General features: G+C 63.0%; 1 pseudogene. It reads left to right on the forward strand.

Features of this window, described 5'->3' with window-relative positions:
• Positions 1–90 precede the first annotated feature (90 nt).
• Positions 91–1619, forward strand: a pseudogene (locus F2P67_RS27460) (type IV secretion protein Rhs); the annotation flags it as partial.

Raw genomic sequence — 1619 nt, forward strand, 5'->3', positions numbered from 1 at the left:
TGATCTAAATTTGACTTTCGTTTACAAGAGGAAAGACGGCAGTCCGGCTGCATGGGCGGCTCGTGTGCGCGGCAATGAGTATCAGAGACAGAGCCGGAAGAACTGATCCTTGCGCTGGCCGGGGACACCGCGCGGTTTTACCACTTTCGCGCCGGACGCCTGACAGCGATCAGCGATGCGTATGACAACCGTCTGCGTATTTCGCGGGATCGTCAGGATCGCATCAGTCGCGTGGACAACGGTGCCGGACGGGCGTTGTGGCTGCGTTATGAGCGTGCGCAGTTGGTCGCGGTCGATTATCAGGTGTTCGTGGCCGGCGAGGTGGGCTGGCACACCGAACAGACGCTGGTCAGCTACGGCTACGACGCCCGCCAGCGGCTATTGGCCGCGACCAACGCGGTGGGTGAAAGCGAGCGTTACGACTACGACGACGCCCACGTGATCCTCCAGCGTCAGTTGACCGGCGGCGCGAGCTTCTTCTGGGAGTGGCAAGGCTCCGGCAAGGCGGCGCGCTGCGTACGGCACTGGGCCTCGTTCTCGCAGATGAACACGCGTTACATCTGGGGTGACGACGGCAGCGTCGCGGTGCATTACGTCGATGGCACCGAAGAAACCTACGTCCATGACGAGCGTGCGCGGCTGGTGCGAAAGGTCGAGGCCAACGGTGGTGAACACCTCAAGGCCTACGACGCCGCCGGGCGCTTGCTCGCCGAGCAGGATGCTTCAGGCGCCGTCACCGAGTATCGCTACGACGACGTCGGACGGCTGATTGCGCTGATTCCTGCTGCCGATGCGCCAACGTCCTACGAGTATCGCAACGGTTTCCTGCACCGTCGTTCGCGGGGCGAGGCGCAGTGGATTTATCGGCGCAACGCCCAGGGCGATGTGATCGAGGCGGTCGACCCCGACGGCCAGGTCAGTCATTACTACTACGACAGCCGTGGCCAGTTGCTGTCGATCCGCTATCCGGACAGCAGTCGGCATCGATGGGTGTGGAACGACCTCGGTCAGTTGCTCGAGGAGACGTTGCCGGACGGTGGCGTGCGGCGTTTTTCCTACGACGCGCTGGGGCGGCGGATCACGACGCAAGACGAACACGGCGCGATCACCCGTCAACAATGGGACGCGGTGGGCCGGCTGGTTCAGACGACCTTTCCTGACGGCAGCAGCCGCGCCTACAGCTACGGCGCTTACGGCCAGGTCACCGCCGAGCGTGATGAGCTGGGGCACATCACCCGCTACGAATACGACGATGACCTGCACCTGGTGTCGCGACGGATCAACCCCGACGGCACGCGGGTGCAGTACCGCTACGACCATGCGCAACTGCAGCTCACCGAGATCGAGAACGAGGCCGGCGAAAAATACCAACTGGACTACACGCCAACCGGATTGATCCGACAGGAAATCGGCTTCGATGGCCGGCGCACGGCGTATGCCTACGACCTCAACGGCCACTTGCTGGAAAAGACCGAATTCGGGGATGACGGCTCGCAGCTAGTCACGGCGTATGAGCGCGATGCTGCGGGCCGGTTGCTGCTCAAAACCCTGCCCGACGGGGTCAAGGTCAGCTATCAATACGACCGCCTCGGCAGGTTGACCAGCGTTGATGACGGCCA

The sequence above is a fragment of the Pseudomonas atagonensis genome (genome assembly GCF_011369485.1).
Classification (GTDB): domain Bacteria; phylum Pseudomonadota; class Gammaproteobacteria; order Pseudomonadales; family Pseudomonadaceae; genus Aquipseudomonas; species Aquipseudomonas atagonensis.